Source organism: Rothia sp. HMSC066G02 (assembly GCF_001813145.1).
In the GTDB taxonomy this organism is placed as follows: Bacteria; Actinomycetota; Actinomycetes; order Actinomycetales; family Micrococcaceae; genus Rothia.
Map to the genome: position 1 here is coordinate 16,497 of NZ_KV811575.1, position 15,074 is coordinate 31,570.

The 15,074-nt window shown below is 55.8% G+C and carries 14 protein-coding genes and 2 tRNA genes; 13 read left to right on the forward strand and 3 right to left on the reverse strand.

Annotated elements, in window-relative coordinates:
• The first annotated feature begins 1 nt into the window (after position 1).
• Together HMPREF2894_RS00620 and HMPREF2894_RS00625 are read left to right on the forward strand one after the other, a co-directional pair.
• Positions 2-532: a hypothetical protein gene (locus tag HMPREF2894_RS00620; RefSeq protein WP_141752938.1), complete on the forward strand. Its 531-nt coding sequence runs from the start codon at positions 2-4 to the stop codon at positions 530-532.
• Between the two features lie 385 nt (positions 533-917).
• Positions 918-1,568 carry a hypothetical protein gene (locus tag HMPREF2894_RS00625; protein WP_070677371.1) on the forward strand — a complete coding sequence of 217 codons (651 nt, stop codon included), beginning with the start codon at positions 918-920 and terminating at the stop codon, positions 1,566-1,568.
• A gap of 133 nt (positions 1,569-1,701) precedes the next feature.
• On the opposite strand, the gene HMPREF2894_RS00630 is transcribed toward HMPREF2894_RS00625, so the two are convergent.
• The gene (locus tag HMPREF2894_RS00630) at positions 1,702-2,358 is read right to left on the reverse strand and encodes a DedA family protein (protein WP_005504410.1); all 657 of its coding nucleotides are present in this window, start codon (positions 2,356-2,358) and stop codon (positions 1,702-1,704) included.
• Positions 2,359-2,695: 337 nt separating this feature from the next.
• Here HMPREF2894_RS00630 and HMPREF2894_RS00635 point away from each other — a divergent pair, with 337 nt between their 5' ends.
• From HMPREF2894_RS00635 to HMPREF2894_RS00675, 9 genes are all read left to right on the forward strand, one after another.
• Complete coding sequence (locus tag HMPREF2894_RS00635) at positions 2,696-4,855, forward strand: RecQ family ATP-dependent DNA helicase (RefSeq protein WP_070677375.1); 2,160 nt, start codon at positions 2,696-2,698, stop codon at positions 4,853-4,855.
• 42 nt (positions 4,856-4,897) lie between these two features.
• Positions 4,898-5,425, forward strand: coding sequence for a nucleoside deaminase (locus HMPREF2894_RS00640; protein WP_049340406.1), 528 nt, complete (start codon positions 4,898-4,900; stop codon positions 5,423-5,425).
• 299 nt (positions 5,426-5,724) lie between these two features.
• Positions 5,725-6,636: an ABC transporter ATP-binding protein gene (locus HMPREF2894_RS00645; RefSeq protein ID WP_239662194.1), complete on the forward strand. Its 912-nt coding sequence runs from the start codon at positions 5,725-5,727 to the stop codon at positions 6,634-6,636.
• Positions 6,637-6,638: 2 nt separating this feature from the next.
• Positions 6,639-9,245 (forward strand): YhgE/Pip domain-containing protein, encoded by a 2,607-nt coding sequence (locus HMPREF2894_RS00650; protein WP_049349917.1) that lies wholly within the window; start codon positions 6,639-6,641, stop codon positions 9,243-9,245.
• 80 nt (positions 9,246-9,325) lie between these two features.
• Positions 9,326-9,946: a TetR/AcrR family transcriptional regulator gene (locus HMPREF2894_RS00655; protein WP_049340402.1), complete on the forward strand. Its 621-nt coding sequence runs from the start codon at positions 9,326-9,328 to the stop codon at positions 9,944-9,946.
• 154 nt (positions 9,947-10,100) lie between these two features.
• Positions 10,101-10,187 (forward strand) — tRNA-Ser (locus tag HMPREF2894_RS00660).
• Between the two features lie 205 nt (positions 10,188-10,392).
• Positions 10,393-11,031, forward strand: a complete 639-nt coding sequence (gene upp / locus HMPREF2894_RS00665; RefSeq protein WP_049340400.1) for a uracil phosphoribosyltransferase — start codon at positions 10,393-10,395, stop codon at positions 11,029-11,031.
• A 579-nt stretch (positions 11,032-11,610) separates the two neighbouring features.
• Positions 11,611-12,363, forward strand: a complete 753-nt coding sequence (locus HMPREF2894_RS00670) for a winged helix-turn-helix domain-containing protein (RefSeq protein ID WP_070599639.1) — start codon at positions 11,611-11,613, stop codon at positions 12,361-12,363.
• A 151-nt stretch (positions 12,364-12,514) separates the two neighbouring features.
• A complete protein-coding gene (locus tag HMPREF2894_RS00675) occupies positions 12,515-13,060 on the forward strand; it encodes a SixA phosphatase family protein (RefSeq protein ID WP_049349918.1) in 546 nt (181 codons plus the stop codon).
• 93 nt (positions 13,061-13,153) lie between these two features.
• Here HMPREF2894_RS00675 and HMPREF2894_RS00680 read toward each other — a convergent pair.
• Positions 13,154-13,245: transfer RNA gene (locus tag HMPREF2894_RS00680), tRNA-Ser, on the reverse strand.
• Positions 13,246-13,498: 253 nt separating this feature from the next.
• Here HMPREF2894_RS00680 and HMPREF2894_RS00685 point away from each other — a divergent pair.
• Together HMPREF2894_RS00685 and HMPREF2894_RS00690 are read left to right on the forward strand one after the other, a co-directional pair.
• Positions 13,499-13,846: a DUF4190 domain-containing protein gene (locus HMPREF2894_RS00685; RefSeq protein ID WP_049346009.1), complete on the forward strand. Its 348-nt coding sequence runs from the start codon at positions 13,499-13,501 to the stop codon at positions 13,844-13,846.
• 209 nt (positions 13,847-14,055) lie between these two features.
• The gene (locus HMPREF2894_RS00690) at positions 14,056-14,544 is read left to right on the forward strand and encodes a hypothetical protein (RefSeq protein WP_005504421.1); all 489 of its coding nucleotides are present in this window, start codon (positions 14,056-14,058) and stop codon (positions 14,542-14,544) included.
• 89 nt (positions 14,545-14,633) lie between these two features.
• Here HMPREF2894_RS00690 and HMPREF2894_RS00695 read toward each other — a convergent pair.
• Positions 14,634-15,074 (reverse strand): IS3 family transposase (locus HMPREF2894_RS00695; RefSeq protein ID WP_070677378.1); only part of this gene is annotated, 441 nt, incomplete at its 5' end.

Sequence of the window (15,074 nt, forward strand, 5' to 3'; positions counted from 1 at the left end):
AATGATGTCAGAATACGGATCTCCGGGGCTAGCCCCGCACTACCAGCAAAACCAGCCGTATCAGCCGCATTCTAACGGCCGCCCCGCTGCGCTGATATGGGTAACGGTGCTTACTGTGCTGGTTATTCTGATTGGGGCAACCCAGTCTACTGTGAGTGCTTTGGAGCGGAACCACACCTCCATGAATTCAGAGGCGCTGGTGCAAGTAACGATCCCTGCACTGGTCAAAATTATCCTGTTGGATGCGGTGACTCTTATTGCTCTTCTGTTCCTCTGGTTGAGGCGTAATTGGGCGCGTATCGTCAGTATTATTTTGAGTGTTCTCGGTGCGCTGGGCGGTCTTTTTTCTATTTTTGGTTCCGTCATACTCTTCAACTCTGTTGATGTGCAGGCGCTGAGCGGTGCCGAGCTGGCGCACTTCATTTTTGTCCTTGTGCTGGTGAATCTGCCTACCGTCTGCCATGCGGTGATAGCGGTATTGCTGTTCACTCCAGGTATGCGCCGGTACACGTACGCGGCTGGCTCATACTAAAGGCCTGTCGGTGTGAGAAGGCTGTGATAGAGTCCGATGCGCGGGCATCAAACAGAGCCTGCTGCGGGTGGCAAATTTCTGCGCCTCTTCCGTCGGACTTCTAAAGGTGAAAGGGTGGGGATACCAAATGGTATCCCCACCCTTTCGCGTTAAACATCACAATCTTCTAGCTGGTAAAACCCTTTGAGTTGCCTAAAAGGTTCCAGTCATCCCATAAAAACCCTACTAGCCTCGAAGAGCTTACCCTATACTGAAAAAGTATTATTCTCTCAGCTAACTACATCAAATAACCCTTTTGGGTAGATTTCACGTAAATCTACCCAAACAAGGGCAATAATCACCGACTTACGCACCATAGTGCGAGCATACGAGAGAAAGAACGACGATGTTGAACAATACTTCCGGTGCCTCCGCGGGCACGCTGGCACCTCAGCCTAGCGCCGCAGCATCGAACTTTCCGGCACTGAACTTTGCGGCACCCGCCGCAGTGACGCCTCAGTTTCTGGTTCCTGCTGGTGTCCACCCCGTACACAGCGCGCCAGGCACTCAGCGTGCTATCAATCTTCCGTCGCGCCCTATTGCCATCTGGGCGGTATCCCTATTCTTGATGCTGTACATGTCCACATATCCTCTACAGCCTCTTGTAGGTCTAGAATTTACGGGCGTTTACATGTTTGCAGGTATGACGATGGGGCTTACGATGGTTCTCCCTATTGTTCTAGGAGCAATCAGCACATGGTACCTCAATGAGGGCTATGAGTGGGCACGAGTGGTGATTATTATCGAGGGCGCGCTACGCATGCTTCTGGACATTGTGGTTGTAGCTCTCTTTTATCACGTCTTTTTGACCGACGATTATAGTACGCAAGCGGCCAGGGTTATGTTTTTTGGCCCGTTTATGACCCTTCACGTCTTCTACGCGAAGATAGCTTTTGACTTCATCAGCCGCATCCTCATTATTGTTCTTCTCTGCCAGCCGCAGGTGGGGCGGTACATCCAAATGCGTGGAGGCCTGCGACGCATGGGCGTAAAGTAACCTCGCGGAGGTGTAGCTGGCTTCCGGGGGCATCACCTCCACCGGGTTTGAGAGAACGCAAAAAGGTGGGGATACCAGACGGTATCCCCACCTTTTCTCATCCCCGGCTCAGTAGCCGAGAAGGACTCACATATTACTCAGCAGATTCCTGCTTTGCCTTCGAACGGCCACGCAGGTACTCGATAATAACCGGTACCACAGAAACCGCCACAATAATCACAGCAATGTACTCAATGTTGTTGTGCACGAACGGGATACCGCCCAGCAGCACACCCGCCAGACCAATCAAACCAATCCACGCAACCGCACCAACAACATTCCACAGGTGGAACTTCTTACGGTCGTACGAAGAAATACCCGCCGCAAGAGACACAAAAGTACGAACAATCGGCACGAAACGACCCAGAACCAGAGCCAAACTACCGCGCTTCTGGAAGAACTCCTCAGTAGTGTGCAGGTTCTTGGTGCTCAGAATCTTCGCGTCATCCTTGAAGATCTTACGGCCGTAACGGGCACCAATCTGGTAGCCAACCTCAGCGCCAGCAATGGCAACCAGCACCAGGACCGGGAATGCAACCCACAGGGACAGGCCCATCTGCTCATGCAGCATACCCAGAGCAAAAATCAGGGAGTCACCCGGAAGAACCGGGAAAAGAACACCGGACTCAATAAATACGATAATTGCCGAAACAACCAGAACCCAGGGGCCGGTATCGAGCAGGAACTGCTCAAGGTCGAGGCCCAAGAGCGCAACCGGAAGATGCGCCAAAGCGGTGGCAAGAAAAGTCATGAAAAATCCTGAACTGTGAGTGGACCGCACGCACGGATCGGCGGCGGAGTAACACCAGCATAGAAAGCGTACCTATGGTGAACATTGTGCAAAACTATGCGGAGGCTGTGTATTACTGGCACAATTCTACCGGCATTTACGCCGGACGCACGGGTGAGCGAGGCGTAAATCTCCCCACCATCTCGGCTAAACAGCCGGAGGTGACGCGACGCTCGCACGCCTCCCCAAGAAATGACCATCCGCAGAGCCGGGCGATACCGGGTGTGACATGATGGAAAGAGAGCACGGCGCGTCGCGGCGTAGCGATTGACCCAACCACCCACTGTTGGAGAGAACCATGAACCCCGAACAGCCAGCTTCCAGCCCCACCGATCTCCTGCACACTGAAGCCCGCGAAGTGTTGCGCCGCCTCACCGGCGTCGCTGATGCCGAGTTCCACGACGGCCAGTACGAGGCGATTCGCGCCCTCGTAGCCGACCGCGCCCGCACCCTCGTCGTGCAGCGTACCGGCTGGGGTAAGTCCGCGGTCTACTTCATTTCTTCCCTGCTGTTGCGTGCCCGCGGTATGGGCCCGGCTCTTATTGTCTCCCCGTTGCTTTCCCTCATGCGTGATCAGGTCGAGGCGGCATCCCGCGCGGGAGTGCGCGCCGCCATGGTGAACTCCGCGAACGTCACCGAATGGGATGAAATCCGCACCCGCCTCGAAGCTAACGAGCTCGACGTACTCCTGGTGGGCCCCGAACGCCTCAATAACGCGGCGTTCCGCGAGCAGTGGCTACCGTACCTGCTGCCGCGCCTGGGGCTACTCGTTATTGATGAGGCGCACTGTATTTCTGACTGGGGCCATGACTTCCGCCCCGACTACCGCCGTATTGGTTCGCTCATTAGATCTCTGCCGGTGGGCGTGCCGGTGCTGGCGACTACCGCAACCGCGAATGACCGCGTTAGCCGCGATATCGCCGAACAGCTCAGCACTGATACCACCGCACCTGTACATGTGCTGCGTGGTCCGCTGTCCCGCAAGTCCCTGCGCCTGGGTGTTCTGACCCTGCCCCATGAGGCGCAACGCATCGGTTGGCTGCTCACGCACCTGAACAGCCTGCCCGGTTCGGGCATTATCTACACGTTGACTGTCTCTGCGGCAGAAGATACCGCAAATGCTCTGCGTGCCAGCGGCTACGAGGTGCTCGCCTACACCGGTAAAACTGACCCGGATGAGCGGCTGGTTGCAGAGCAGGCACTCAAGGAAAACAGGGTGAAGGCCCTTGTTGCGACGAGTGCCCTCGGTATGGGTTTTGATAAGCCTGATTTGGGTTTTGTGGTGCACCTGGGCGCGCCGTCGTCTGCGGTGAGCTACTACCAGCAGATTGGTCGTGCCGGTCGAGGTGCCGTCAACGCTGATGTTTTGCTCCTGCCCGGTCGTGAAGACCGCGCCATTTGGGAGTATTTTGCGACCGCCTCCATGCCTAACGAGGAGCAGGCGCTGGCTGTTCTTGATGCGCTGGCTCAGGCCCCGGAGGGGTTGAGCATTACCGCTTTGGAGGCGCGCGTTCAACTGCGCCGCTCAACCCTGGAGCTTCTGCTGAAGGTGCTGGATGTTGAGGGCGCCGTCGTGAAGGAAGGCAACTATTGGCGTCGAACCTCTTCGCCGTGGCGGTACGATAACGCTCGCTATGCGGCGGTGGCGCAGGCACGTGTGCTGGAGCAGAACGCCATGCTCGAGTATGAATGTACTAGTCAGTGCCGCATGCTTTTCCTGGCTCAGCAGCTTGATGATGCTTCCGCTGTTGCGTGCGGTCGTTGCGATGTGTGCGCGGGCCCCTGGTACCCGGTGGAGGTCCCCACTGAGGCACTGCAGGCGGCACAGAGCAGCTTCAACACGGTCGGTGTGCCGTTGCAGCCGCGTCGTATGTGGCCGAGCGGGTTGGATCAGCTGATGGGTGCGGATGCGCCGCGCGGTCGTTTGTCTAAGGACGAGCAGGCTGAATCCGGTTACGCTTTGGCACGTCTGAGCGACATGGGGTACGGTACACGTCTGCGTGAGCTTCTGGCGACGAATGAGCTGGGTGAGCCGGTTGATTCTGAGGTCCCTGCCGAGCTGGGTCGCGCTTGTGTGAAGGTGCTTGCCGCTTGGGAGTGGTCTGAGGCAGGTCGTCCGGTGGCGGTGTTGACTCTGCCTTCGCCGGTGCGTCCTCGTTTGGCTCAGTCCCTGGGTCGGGGGCTTGCGTCGGTGGGGCGCCTGGTGGATTTGGGTCAGGTTTCTCTGGTGGATGAGCCCCGTTTCTTTGGCGGTAATAGTGCGTTCCGTTGCGCGGACGTGGTGCGCTCGTACCGGGTTCCTGCTGAGGTTCTGGACTATGTGCGTGAGCATCAGTGCCCGGTTCTACTGGTTTCTGATGTGGTGGATTCGCGGTGGGCGTTTACTGCGGTGGCTCGCGAGCTGAGGTTGGCGGGCGCTTCTGCGGTGTATCCTTTCTCTTTGGCTGCTACTCACTAGTCGCGCTCGATAATGCTTCATTTATTCCCCTGACGAGGATTTATGTCATATTCGGAATATTCAAAATTAACGGTCACTGATGGTTCCTCCGCTGTGCTCAGCGATATTCCCTCTCGCTCTGAACACAGTGAGTGGATGGCGCACGCCCTCGTTGAGGGTGCCGCCGCTGGTGAGCGTGGCGAGATTCCTATCGGCGCCGTGGTAGTGGATGAGCAGGGCATCATTATTGGTTCAGCGGGCAATACCCGCGAGCAGGAGCATGACCCCAGCGCCCATGCGGAGGTGAATGCGATTCGTCAGGCGGCGGCGCATCGTGGGCAGTGGCGCCTGGACGGTTGCACCCTGGTCGTGACCGTGGAGCCGTGCCTGATGTGTGCCGGCACGATTTTGGCGTCGCGCGTTTCGACGGTGGTTTTTGGTGCCTGGGAGGAGAAGACGGGGGCTGCTGGTAGCCGTTACGATGTGCTGCGTGACGGCAAGGTCGCTCCGGCTCCCGAGGTGTATGCGGGGGTGCGTGCTGATGAGTGCGCGCAGCTGATGGTGGACTTCTTTAAGGAACGCCGCCCCTAACCGTCACCCGTGGTGGCGCTTCAGGAACTGTTTTGTATAACGTGGAAAGCTGCGTGAGAACGCGTGGCTTTCCGCGTTATTTGTACGAAACCCCCATTTATTTGAAAAATACTTCAAAAATTTCAAAATTGGTACCCAATTTCAGGCAAAAAGCCCACTACATCACACATGTCCGGGTCTACCATATATAGGCACTGGAGCCTCCGTCTGCCCGTGACTGAAAATAGATACCCCACGCAACCTGCGGAGTGCTCCTCAAAACTCACCTGAACCGTCCTGTATTTAAAGGGGATTTATTCGTGCTTCGCGTTGACAATATTTGGGCTAAGGGGCGTCACCACGCCCTTTTTGGTCGTACCTCTTTTTCTGTAAATCAGGGCGAGGTCATCATTATTCAGGCGGATAGCCAGATGGAGCGCACCTCGCTGGGTTTGGCTCTTACCGGCCGTTTGCCTCTGTCGGGTGGCGAGATTTTTTGGAGCGATGGTGATGCGGAGCCGCAGCCGATTTCGATGAAGAAGCTGCGTCGTATCAGTGACATTATCGACTCTCCTGACGTGACCGCCCCCGAGCAGCACATGCGTGTGCACGATTACGTGTCTGAGATGCTCTCCTATAATCTGCCGGTTTTTGGTCGTTCCCGTGCGAGCCGCTGGCTGAAGGAACGCGGTCTTGAGGACCTGGACGGCCTGTGGATGGATGAGCTTGATGGTGAGATGAACATTGAGCTGATGGCGGCTTTGGCGCAGGCGAGTCCTTCGGACCTGCTGGTTTTTGATACGCCCTCCCGTCATTTGAACCACACCTATATGTGGCTTCCTTACCTGGAGGAGCTTGCCACTGACGAGGATCGCCCTCGCACTGTGGTGGCGATTGTTCCGCATATTTCGGAGTCCTGGCAGGGCGCCCGTGCTGTGGTGGGTAGTGTTCACATGGATCAGGACGGCGAGTTTGAGCCGGCTGAGGAGCCTGTAGAAGAGCTGACTGAGACGGAAGCGCTGACTGCGGCAGAAGAACTAACCCAGACCGAGCCTGTGATTGACGTGATTGAGGTGCGTGAGGTTGAGGAAATCCCCGCGGCCTCTTCGATTTCCCTCACCCCCGCGGTATCCGGCACTTCCGGAGCCGCTCAGACCACTGACCATAAGACTGATAACCAGAAGACCGGCAACCAGAAGACTGTTGCCCAGAAGACCGCTGAGAAGGAGTAAGAATGACTGTTCTGCGTGTGGCTCTTGTTGAGCTTAAGCGCCTGACCAGCGGTGTTTTGCCGGTTCTGGTGCTTCTTGCTATGTCTTGCATCCCGCTGCTGTACGGCGCCCTGTACCTGTACGGTAACTGGGATGCTTACGGCAATGTGAATGGCATTGTGGGTGCTCTCGTGGTTGAGGATGAGGGCGCGACGGATTCCGAAGGTAAGCAGGTGAATACCGGTGCTGACGTGAAGAAGAATCTTCTGGATGCTGGCACGTTTGATTGGCGTCAGGTGCAGACTCGTACTGAGGCTGTCGAGGGTGTGGAGAACGGCACCTATGACTTTGCGATGGTGATTCCGAAGGATTTCTCGCGTAATTTGCAGAGTGCCGGTTCGTTTAAGCCTGATGCTGACGGTAAGACGGGCCCTATTGATGCGCGTTCGGCGGGTATCGAGGTCATTACGAATGACGCGAATAACTATGTGCTGACGAATATTGTCACGAAGGCGGGCACTGCGGTGCGTGATTCGGTGGCTGAGAAGGTCGGTAATTCGACGGCTAATTCGCTGTTGGCTAGCTTCACGACGATTCATTCGAAGATGGATGAGGCTGCTGATGGTGCGTCGAAGGTGAATAACGGTACGGTGAAGCTGGCGGACGCTATCACTCAGCTGAAGGACGGTACCGCCACGGTGAATGATGGTGCCGTGAAGCTGAAGGATGGTACCTCCTCTCTGGCTGATGGTCAGTCGCAGTTGTTGGATGGTCAGAAGCAGTTGGCTGAGGGGGCCGCGAAGCTTGCTGATGGTGTGTCGACTTTGGATTCTGGTGCGGCGAAGCTGGATTCTGGTGCCGCGAAGCTTGCCGATGGTGCTTCGAGTTTGAAGGATGGTTCGTCGACTTTGGCTTCGGCTGCGGCGTCTGCTTCTGATGGTGCGTCGAAGCTGAAGGATGGTTCGGCGACTCTGGCTGAGGGTACCGCGAGCTTGAAGAGTGGTTCGGCTTCGGTGGCGAAGGGTGCTAATGATTTGGCGTCTGGTATCCATCAGTTGCGTGAAGGTATGGATCAGGCGGGTATTCGTGAGTTGCCGGCCGAGTTGAACGCGATGTGCATGCGCCTGCATGAGACGGATACTTCTGCTGGTAGCGGCGATTTTGGTCGTGACTTGTCGAATACTGTGGTGTCTGCGAGTGCGCAGAAGGTGCGTGCTCGGGTGACTCCGCTGGTTGAGGCGGGTACGTTGACTCAGGAGCAGGCTGATCAGCTGGTCGCTGCTGTTGATTCTGAGGAGACGAAGAATGAGGTTGCTGAGCTGAATCAGAAGGCTCTGCAGTCGCATCTGGCTACTCGTGATGCTGCCGCTGCTGATGCTCTGTCGAAGTTGCGCGCGTTGAAGTCGAGCCATTGTGTTTCTGATGGTTCGTCGTCGACTGCGGTGAAGATTCAGACTTTGGTGACTGGCGTGGATTCGCTGGATTCCGGTGCGTCTTCGCTTGCCAAGGGCGCTTCGTCGGTGGCTGATGGTGCCGCTCGTGTGGATGCTGGCGCGTCCTCGTTGGCGTCGGGTTCGGCGACCCTGGCTGATGGTAATTCCAAGATCGCTTCGGGTGCTTCGAGCCTTGCGAGTGGTTCTGCGACTCTGTCGGGTGGTGCTTCTGAGCTGAAGGAGGGTACTGGTTCTTTGAAGAGCGGTACCGCCGAGCTGAAGGATGGTAGCGGTACTTTGGCGGAGAAGGAGCAGTCTGCGGTTGAGGGTCAGCAGAAGCTGGCTGATGGCGCGAATGAGCTGAAGGATGGTGCGTCGCAGCTTTCTGACGGTACGGCGAAGCTGTCTGATGGTTCTACTCAGCTGAATGATGGTGCTTCCGAGTTGAAGGATGGCACTTCGTCGTTGGAGAGCGGTCTGGCTTCTGGCGCTAAGCAGGTTCCGAGCCTTGCGCCGACTGAACAGGCGAAGGTTGCGGATACGATGTCGAACCCTGTGACTTTGTCGCATGAGTCGCTGGCGTCGGCTCGTAACTATGGTGAGGGCATGGGCCCGTTCTTCATGTGCTTGGCGCTGTGGATTGGTGGCCTGATGCTGGTTCAGACGCTGCGCGTGATGAATAACCGTGCGTTGGCTTCGCATGCTCCGTCGATTCGTGTGATGCTCGGTAGCTGGATGCCGTTCGGACTGGTAGGTATTGCTCAGGCGACTCTGATGTTCGCGGCGATTAAGTTTGGTTTGGGCTTTGAGATGGCTCATCCGTGGCTGGTGTGGCTGTTCCTCTGCTATGTGGCTCTGGTCTTTACCGGTTTCATTCATGGTTTGACGGTGATTTTGGGTGCGCCGGGTAAGCTTGTTGCTTTGGTCATTCTGATTCTGCAGCTGATTACTGCGGGCGGCACGATGCCGTATGAGACTTTGCCTGAGTCGATTCGTTGGATGCATGATTTCTTCCCGATGGGTTATGCGGTGGCTGGTACGCGTCGTTTGGCGTATGGCATTAATGAGTCGAGCCTGTGGGGCATCATGCTGGTTTTGACTCTGTGGGGTCTGGCTGGTCTGATGTTGGGTTACATTGGCACGCGTCGTGATCGTACGTGGTCGCTGAAGAAGCTGGCTCCGGAGATTACGGTGTAACAAACCCTGTTTAGTCGCACCGGGGGAAAACTGTCTAATAAAATAGAGATATATCTGCAAAAAGGGAGGGAGGACTGCTGATGTTGCAGCGCCCAGCCGCTGAAGCTTCAAGTCGTCGTCCCGGCCGTACAGGTAGAACTCAGTTGAAGTTGTTCAACGCTGCTATGGAAATCATGACCGAAAAGGGGCTTGAGTACGCCACTGTTGAAGAGGTGGCTGCCCGGGCGGGTGTTTCTAAGGGAACCGTGTATTACAACTTCGGTTCTAAGAAGACCATGGTGGATCAGCTGGTTCAGTACGGCACGCAGTTGCTGCTGAGCGATGCGCGTCGCGCGGCGTCGGTTCATTCTGATCCGCGTGAGGCGTTGCGGAGTGCTGTTCGCGCCGCGTTCCAGTATCTTGAGGACCGTCCGGGTTTTACTCGGATGTGGCTTTCGGAGGCATGGAAGGGTGCGGATGGTTGGACTGAGGCGATGAGCGATAACCGTCTGAATCTTCTGGATTTTTTGGAGGAGATGACGGAGGCTGTGGCTCGCCGCTATACGGTTGATACCGCTCAGAATCCTCGTGCGATTGCGATCTCTATGTTCGGCGCGATTTACATGTTTGCTATGGATCGTGAAGTGCATCAGGCGGAGCGCAATGCTGAGGATGCAACGCGTGCTGTCATGCTGGTTGTAGATGGGTATATCCGTCATTAGGCGGACCTGTTAGGGTCTGTAGACGTAGCCGGGACTTCGGTGTCGGGTGTCGAAAAGGGCACGGTGAAAGGGGCCGTGAAAGGGGCGACACCCGGCTGCCGCACGTGGTTTTTCTTGCTCTCCTGTTGGGGGTGTGCTATAGTTTTCCACTGTTGGTGGTGTGTCCGAGCGGCCGAAGGTGCATCACTCGAAATGATGTTTGGTGTAAAAGCCAACGGGGGTTCAAATCCCTCCACCACCGCACCAACGAAAACCCGTCGAGATTCGTCTCGGCGGGTTTTTGCATGTCCGGATTGTTTCGGATTGTTCTGGGGTGGTGCTGGCGGGTGCATTGGTGGGTGCGCTGGTGGGTTCTGCGCGGCGGTATTCGCCTAGTTTTATAGGGTGTGTGCCACTTCCGGGGCTTTGCCGGTGCTTGCTGATTCGGGGGTGGGTAAAATCGTATTATGCGTATTAAGATTCTTGACCACCCGCTGGTCTCTCACAAGATTAGTGTTCTGCGTGATAAGAGCACTCCGTCCCCGATTTTCCGTCAGCTGGTTGATGAGCTGGTGACCCTTCTGGCTTATGAGGCGACTCGCGAGATTCGTGTGGAAGAGGTTGAGGTTGTGACTCCGGTGGCGACTACTACCGGTGTTCGTATTGCTGATCCTAAGCCGCTGGTTGTTCCGATTCTGCGTGCTGGTCTGGGCATGCTGGAAGGTATGACTCGTATGGTTCCGACCGCTGAGGTGGGCTTCCTGGGTATGGCTCGTAATGAGGAGACCCTGGATATTGTGACGTATGCTGAGCGTCTGCCGGAGGACCTGACTGGTCGTCAGGTGTACCTGCTGGATCCGATGCTGGCTACCGGTGGCACTCTGATTGAGGCCATTAAGTTCCTGCGTGAGCGTGGTGCTGAGTCTGTGACTTGCGTGTGCCTGATTGCTGCTCCTGAGGGCATTGCTGCTCTGGAGAAGGGTATTGAGGGTATGGAGAATGTTGACCTGTTCCTGGCTGCTCGTGATGAGCGTCTGAACGAGAAGGCGTACATTATTCCGGGTCTGGGCGATGCTGGTGACCGCCTGTACGGTCTGGCTGAGTAGTTTTTCAGCGTTATTCACGTGATGTGAGTGGGGCGCCTCTGCATATGTTTAAGCATGTGCGGGGGCGCTTTGTTGTATCTGCTGGAGGCTGTGCGCAGGTTATATGGTGTGGTGTTGGGGGATGTGTGTCTAACGGTCTGCTGTCTTGGGTGTTTATGGTGTTGTTGGGCGCTTGTGTGGGTTTATGAAACACCCTTAATAGTATGTGATGAGGAACACTATAATGTTTTGAAGGGTTCAAAATATATTGAGCATATTCACAGCTTCACATGAAAATACAGGGTGGAACCAGTAAATAAAAGAAGCTATGAATATTTATAAGGGAAAAAAATACTGAAAGCTTCAGGTAGTCCCTGAAACCCTAAAACATGAGAGGGGGCATTGTACTCCTCTCGCCCATAAAGATGAATCCACTATGCTGAATCCGCTTGATTTATCCGTCAAATAGGAGAAATATTAAGTAAGAGGATTGAAGCTCGAACAGGTATTGGGGACTGTTTGACTCGGCGTCACTTCCGGCGCACCCCACACTACGTACGACAGGGATCCCGTACACAGACTTTGAGAGAAGGTTGAACCATGTCAGGCGCTGTACCTGGATATGTCCACATCTCCCAGCGCGGCCGCGCCGCTAAGCGCCAGGTCGTGCAGCCTCAGCGTCCCGCTGCGCAGGCCGCAACGTTGCGTCCGATGACTTTCTCAGCCGGTGACTCTGCCCATAAGCAGGCTCAGGAAAATGAGGCACGCGGCTTTGTGCTCTATGTGGGTTTGAATGAGGAACTTGCTGCAGCGAACGGCACCTCCCTGGTGCGTATCGTTCAAGATCTGCGCACTTATGCACACCACCTGGCTCCCGAGTCGGAGTCGTACGCCGCTGTGGCGTTGGCTCCGGTGAACGCTGAGGGTAGCGACCTTGAGGTGGTACGTAATGCGCTCGGCGACCCGACCGCAATGTACATGCACCCGGAGGCGAATGTCGCCCGCGAAGCAGAGACCACGAATAGCCACTCTTCGGGTGTGCTGATTGATTTGGCACGCCGCGAGGTGTTCCTGGATGGTGAGCCGCTCATGCTGACTTTCAAGGAGTTCGAGCTGCTGGCACACCTGGTGGAGAACTCTTCCCGCACCGTGGGTCGTGAGGAGCTGCTGAAGGCGCTGTGGAGCTCCGGTGACGAGCATCCGCATGAGCGTACAATTGACGTGCATATTCGTCGTCTGCGTTCGAAGCTGGGCCGCCTCTCGGGTACCGTGCGTACGGTGCGCGGTCAGGGTTACCGCTTCTTTGAGCACCCCGAGGTTGTTGTCTGGGCTGCTCCGGAATACTCGATTTAGCGTGTACAGAATTTAGCTTCTGTAGAGTGCACCCCGGTGTGCTGGCGTCATGCCGGTGCGCCGGGGTTTACTTGTGCCCGCCTGGGGGTGTTAGTGTGCGTGCTGTGGCGGCGTGCGGCACGATCCGGCGCCCTCTAGATAGAATGGGTGTATGGCTGAAAATTCTTCCAACACTGCATCTGGCTCGCACCGCAGCGGGGTCAAGCGTCTGATTATTATGCGCCATGCGGAGGCTGATTGGGGTCTGAATGATTTTGATCGTCCGCTGACGAAGCGCGGCCATGAGCAGGCTGCCGCTGCTGGCGCCTGGCTGGCGGCTCGCGGTTATATTCCGGAGCAGATTATGTCGTCATCGGCTTTGCGTACTCGTCAGACGACGACTTGGGTTTCGGATGGTTTGGGGGCGAAGGCGCCTACTGCTCATCTGGATGAGGGGCTGTATGAGGTGTCTGCGTCCCGCATTATTGCGCGCATTAACAGCGTTTCGGAGAATGTTCATTCTCTGATGGTGGTGTCGCATCTGCCCGGTGTGCAGGATGCCGCGCAGCATTTGATGAGCCCTGATTCTGACCCGAATGCGTCCATGGATGTGTATTACGGTTTCCCGCCCTCTTCTATTGCGGTGTTTGAGGTGCCGGGGGAGTGGGCTCTGCTTGATGGTGCGGATGCGCGCCTCGTGGACTTCAAGAGCTTCTAGACCAGGAGTTTCTAGACCAGGATTTTCTAGGCTTTGTACCTGGAAGAAATGGGTAAAGCAAAAGCCCCGTACCAGCCGGTACGGGGCTTTTTGTGGCGGAGACGGGGGGATTTGAACCCCCGGTCGAGTTTAACCCCGACCCTTCATTAGCAGTGAAGTCCATTCGGCCGCTCTGGCACGTCTCCACGGTGCGCTCGTGAGCGCATCCCTATAAGAATATAGGCTGTTTTGCGCTTGGTCAATTCGGCCCGTGCTTTGGAGATATCTCTGAGTATGTGTTGCTTTATAGGGCGGATTATGGATTGTGCGCTTTGAGGCTCATATACATTTTCGATAGACTGCTACTGTCCAACCGATAAATAGAGGGCGTCTCTGGCGTGTGATTTTTCCATGCAGCGTTGCCAGAGTCGTCTTATTTACTCAACGAAATGAGAAATCATGTCTGAAAACCCCAACAACCCCCAGCCCCAGTTCAACCAGGACCCCCAGTTTAGCCAGCAGGCACCCCAGTTCAATCAGCAGGTTCCTTACGGTGTGCCCGTTCAGACCCCTGAGCAGCAGGCTCAGGCGAAGAAGGCAAAGACCCTGTCGATTGTCTCTCTGGTGAGCGGTATTGTGAGCTTCTTTGTCCTCGGTTTCATCCTTGGTGCTGTAGCTATTGCGACCGGCCGCCTGGCTATGAATAACCCCGAGCTGAAGAACCGCGGTATGGCTATTGCCGGTACTGTTCTGGGTGTCGTCAGTATTATTTTGCTGGTCGCTCTGAAGATTTTTGTAAAGCAGTAAGATTGAAGCTACCTGCAGTAGCCTCATGATTTGAAGAAGCCCGCGAGCGCCCCGTGTGTTCGCGGGCTTCTGTGCGCCTCATCAGTTTTCTGGTCAGTGCATATATGCTGCGGATAGCTCCAGAATGACGAATCCGTTTGTGCCCACCTCAGCGATAGGTTAGGGTGAGTAAGGTTCAATACACACCATTCACACGAAAGAGGGACCACATGTCTCAGAACCCGCAGGACTCTAACTCCTACGACTACAACCCGGAATACGGCAACCTGAACGAGCAGAACGCTCAGAACGGTCAGCAGCAGTACCAGCAGCCTGGTCAGTACGGTCAGCCCATGATGGTGCCCGTCGGCATTGTTCAGAAGACCCCCGAGCAGCTTGCTGGCGAGAAGGCTGGTCAGACCTCCATGGTGCTCGGCATTATTGGTCTGATCTGCAACTTCTTTGTTAGCTGGTGGCTGTTCGGTCTGCCCTCGCTGATCATGGGTGTTATCGGCATTATGAAGGCTAATGAGGCTGAGCGTTTTGGCACTGCAGCTTCGGGTGGTCGCATCATGGGCTGGATTAACGCAGCTTTTGGTGGCCTATTCTTGGTTGTAATCGGTGGTTTCCTGCTGCTGGGTCTTATCGGCGCGGCAGGTGCTGCTTCTTCCTCTTCCAACCACTTTACTGAGCTGGTCAGCACCCTGGCACTCTTCTAAAAGGTCTCGCCCTCCTAGAGGGTACATAAAAGCCCCGTTTCTCGTATTTGAACTGCGCCCCGAAACTTGGACGCATTAAATAATAGCCGCTATACGGCTTCCCTCAGGGCCTGAACCCGGTACTCTACCGGAGTCAGGCCCTTAAGCTTCACTTGACGCCTTACCGTATTCCAGTGCGTGATATAGGCATCAAGGTCAACCTTGAAACTCTCAAAGCTCTGCCAGTCCTGGCCACGAAAAAACTCGTCCTTCAGGTGTCCGAAGACTTGCTCAGTGGCGCCATTGTCGATGCAGTTTCCCTTGCGTGACATGCTCTGGATAAAACCATTCTCAGCGAGCGTACTAATGTAGGTCTCGTGCTGATACTGCCACCCCATATCCGAATGCAAAATCGGTTCAACCCCTGCAGGCTTGGCATCCATGAGTACCTGAAGCATCTCTTGCTGCTGGGCAAGATTAGGGAACATCGAGATAGAATGGGCGACAATCTCCTTGCTGGCAAAGTCATAAACCGGCGCGAGGTAGGCCTT